Raw genomic sequence first — 3,667 nt, 5'->3', positions numbered from 1 at the left:
GTTTAAGAGTGATTCGCAACGCGTGGCATTTTTACTATGCGTTGATTTTAGTGTTTAAGGTGGTATGCGGAAGCATCGGCATTGCGTTGCTCACACCTTAACAGGGCGTTATAAGGCTTTTTAAATTCGAGCAATTTCCAATATTGTAAAGGAACTAATTATGCAATTTCACGTGTTATATCAGGTGGGCGCAACTAAACTACCTATTGCAGGTGCAGCAATATGGTCAGTCAAGAGCAATGGTGAACTGCTATCACTTATATGTACAACAGGTACGGATGGAATTGCACAATACGATTCCGATACAATTGATGCTTCACGAATTCGTATATCAGCATTTGGCTTTAGTTCTAGAGATCGACAGATTAAAATGCCTTGCCCACCAGTTGTTCTCGATAAAATAAACTCTAGTGCATTTACAGGTTTTTCAGCCAACTCTGGTAGTGCGTATTGGAGGGAAAAAGGTGGGAAAAGGTTTTTCGAATTCTTCGCAGATGGAACAATGCGATCTTTCAATGGGAGTGCTCTCACTAGATATAGCCTTACAGAGGGGAACAGATATAGCATGCTTAGTACTAGACCTCTTTCATGGGACGTTATTGATGAGTATCAAATCAATTTAAGCACCCTATGTATCTTTTGGTTTCCTAAACCGAGTGTTATGTATGTGAGAAGTGACATGATGAAGGAAGATGAAGCTATAGAGTTTGAGCTGGTTAACTGAGCCCTTTGTTTGTGGTAATAAATGTCTCTCTCAACGAGGAGAAAACAGCCTTATAACAAGCAATTTAAGAGGGATTCACAACGCTCGGCATTTTTGCATCTACTTCAAATTTAGTGTTTATGGCACAATGCTTTAGGTTGAGTGGTAGCGTTGCTCACCCCTTAATTGGGCGTTAAATGTAAATGGAGATAATTTAGTAAATGTCGAAATCCCCCTATTTAAAAAATCACAACCGGTTAGGTAATGTTATTTCAGCTATCCAAGTTATGGGTAAGTATGGCTTCTATAAGCTTGATTATGCTGGCTGGGCGATGAGAATTACAGGTGATGAAAATAATGCAGATTATTGGAAAACGATATTTGAAGAGCACCCAGAGTTTTTTCGTGTTGACGGAGAAGGTAAAAAGGTTTCTTTAGCTTGGAGGCGAAGCTATCGAAAACGATATAATGTTGATGAACAAAGAGATTTGAGTTTTCAAGAATTTAATGCGCTGAATGATGAAGAAAAAAAGAGAATCTCACGAACGCCGCTTAGTGGAGAAGAAATAACCGTTCTTATTCAGACTGCCATTGAACTTCATTCTAGAGCTATTGAACAAAATAAGGAATATAGATGGCTATCTAATCCATTATTGAGCATTCTAGGTGGTGTTCTTGCTGCTTTTATTGGATGGTTGGCCAAAGGTTGATTTACATTTAACAAACAATTTAAGAGTGATTCAGCACGCTTGGCATTTTCGGTTTGGATTGAGTTTAGTGTTTACGGTGGTCTAGTTAAGTGTCGTGGTCGCGTGCTTCACACCTTAATTGGGCGTTAGTACGGGTTTGACATCAAAGGTCACTAGTTTTGGTGTTTATCTGTTTTGGTGCTCGTTTTTACACCTTTCAGTTTGTACCTTTCACGTTCTTTCCGGTGGCACTATATGCGGAGTGTTCGCTTTGATTTCACCGTTTACGGCTTCAAACTCTTAGCCTATTTCTTTGGCGCTTCTTCGTTTTCGTTGTACTTCCTTAGTTAATCTTGTCGTTCATTGGGTGCTGCCATAAAAGTACGAGGATCGAATCCTTTTCTAATTTGAAGTCAGCGTATGTAGGGGAGTTAAGTGCGTTTTTCTTCTAGCCAACTCACGTTTTTCAATGGAGGTAAAGTTTTGTAGCTGCCAGTCTCACTTCAGTGTTCAAAGCCTTTCATATCATGCCAGTTTTCAATATCTTGGAGCGCATAAATAGAAGTAGGGCATGTACTAACAAATTGCTTAAGAGTGATTCGTAACGCGTGGCATTTTTACTATGCGGTGGCTTATGTGATTAAGGCGCTGTGCGGTAGCTTTTGTATTGCGTTACTCACACCTTAGCAAGGCGTTATGTGATTCGAGAGGTATCAAATGAATCAAGCAGACATGGTATATAACCTGCTCAGTGGTGTTGTTGCAGATTTAAATAGTAGTTTTGGTTGCTCTTTAGTTTTGCACCAACAAAAGATCACAAAAAAACATATTAGTGTGAGTGGTGCCAACGGTAGGCTTTGGGTATCGCCATCGATTGGTGGCTATGATATTTCAGTTAGCGGCAAATCATTAGAAAAAGAACTGGTGCCGACCCTGACGTCATACTTTGGTCGCTGTGCTGATGGTTATAAGCAAAAAAACGCAAATAAGGGTTTTATGCATCAACCTTTCTGGAGAACTAGTGACTTCCAAGATGTTCAAGCTGTATGTCAAATGTACATGAAGACAGCCAAGTAAAAAATCACATAACAAATTGTTCAAGAGTGATTCGGCACGCGTGGCATTTTTACCATGCTTCAGGTTTTGTGTTTAAGGTGATATGCGGAGGCTTCGGTATTGCGTGCCTCACACCTTAACAAGGCGTTATGTTTCACGTTGATTTAGAAGAAATAAAAGGTTTCTTGGCGCTTATTTCTTTGGTCTCTTTGGCAATTCGTTCGAGTTGTCTCAGCAATTCAATATTGTCCGCCCAAGTTCATGAATCCCTCAAAAATAGTCACGTATTAAAGTTCGCGGGTTGCTTCAATTTGAAATCGCGTCTGCGTGTTGAAAATTGGGCTGGCTTAAAGTCGCTTTGGTTCTATTTCCCAGTTAGCAAATCGGCAGCGGGGTTTTCGGCAATTTGGGTTTTGTTTTTCGCTGTTTTGAAAGGGACGCAATCGCTCGCCAAAACCCATCAAAGTTGCCTCAATCAAACTCCCTGGAATTACGCGCTTTGTGTTTATCGCTTTTGTAGGTTTATTTCACAAAGTCGTGTGATGTAAGTTAAACAGTTTATTATGCAATTCAGTTCTTTGCCATGTGAGCGAGTCAGTTGTGGTAAAACATAACAAAGTGTTTAAGAGGGATTCGTCAACGCGTGGCGATTTCGCTTCAAATCAGTTTAAGTGATTAAGGTGGCCATATCCGCTTTGGCGGTAGCGTTGTCTCACCCCTTAACACGGCGTTATGTTGTCAAGGATTAAGTATGAAGATTTTAATATTATTTATAGCGGCATTATTGTCTGGTTGTGCTGGTCTAATTGAAAGTGCTAGTTCCCCAAATTATCAAGAACACAAAGCACGGGATAGTGTATCGCCTAGGAATCATAAAGGTTCAAGGAAAAACAAATTAGTCGGTACTGTTGTACTCACGTTTAATATTAGTAGTCAGGGTGATGCTATTGACATAATGGTTACTGATTCTGTACCTAAAGGAGTGTTCGATGCTGAAGCAGTGCGAATATTATCAAAACGGAAGTATGCGCCTTCCGAAGAAGGGGAAACTGGCCCTAAAAAAGCTAAGTTCGAGTTTAAAATTTGACACATAACAAACTGCTTAAGAGGGATTCGCAACGCGTGGCATTTTTGCTATGTGTTGATTTTAGTGCTTAAGGTGGTATGCGGCGGCTTTTGTATTGCGTTGCTCACCCCTTAGCAGAGCGTTAGTACGGGT

4 protein-coding genes are annotated in these 3,667 nt (G+C 40.3%); all 4 read left to right on the top strand.

Annotated elements, in window-relative coordinates; genetic code table 11:
• Positions 1-160 precede the first annotated feature (160 nt).
• The 4 genes from KI742_RS19500 to KI742_RS19470 all read left to right on the top strand — a co-directional run bounded on the left by KI742_RS19500 (position 161) and on the right by KI742_RS19470 (position 3,535).
• Positions 161-724, top strand: coding sequence for a hypothetical protein (locus KI742_RS19500; RefSeq protein WP_285386237.1), 564 nt, complete (start codon positions 161-163; stop codon positions 722-724).
• A gap of 200 nt (positions 725-924) precedes the next feature.
• Positions 925-1,413, top strand: coding sequence for a hypothetical protein (locus KI742_RS19495; protein ID WP_020840814.1), 489 nt, complete (start codon positions 925-927; stop codon positions 1,411-1,413).
• A 696-nt stretch (positions 1,414-2,109) separates the two neighbouring features.
• Positions 2,110-2,469, top strand: coding sequence for a histidine kinase (locus KI742_RS19480; RefSeq protein ID WP_238966148.1), 360 nt, complete (start codon positions 2,110-2,112; stop codon positions 2,467-2,469).
• Positions 2,470-3,199: 730 nt separating this feature from the next.
• Positions 3,200-3,535, top strand: a complete 336-nt coding sequence (locus KI742_RS19470; RefSeq protein ID WP_137282115.1) for a TonB family protein — start codon at positions 3,200-3,202, stop codon at positions 3,533-3,535.
• The last annotated feature ends 132 nt before the right edge of the window (positions 3,536-3,667 follow it).

The organism is Vibrio sp. D417a, from assembly GCF_030248595.1.
In the GTDB taxonomy this organism is placed as follows: domain Bacteria; phylum Pseudomonadota; class Gammaproteobacteria; order Enterobacterales; family Vibrionaceae; genus Vibrio; species Vibrio alginolyticus.
Note: the sequence above shows the minus strand (reverse complement) of the source record. Positions and strands in the feature narration are given on the sequence as shown.

Coding starts and splice junctions, on each gene's coding strand:
- KI742_RS19500 (WP_285386237.1), top strand. CDS start 161: ATGCAATTTCACGTGTTATATCAGGTGGGCGCAACTAAACTACCTATT.
- KI742_RS19495 (WP_020840814.1), top strand. CDS start 925: ATGTCGAAATCCCCCTATTTAAAAAATCACAACCGGTTAGGTAATGTT.
- KI742_RS19480 (WP_238966148.1), top strand. CDS start 2,110: ATGAATCAAGCAGACATGGTATATAACCTGCTCAGTGGTGTTGTTGCA.
- KI742_RS19470 (WP_137282115.1), top strand. CDS start 3,200: ATGAAGATTTTAATATTATTTATAGCGGCATTATTGTCTGGTTGTGCT.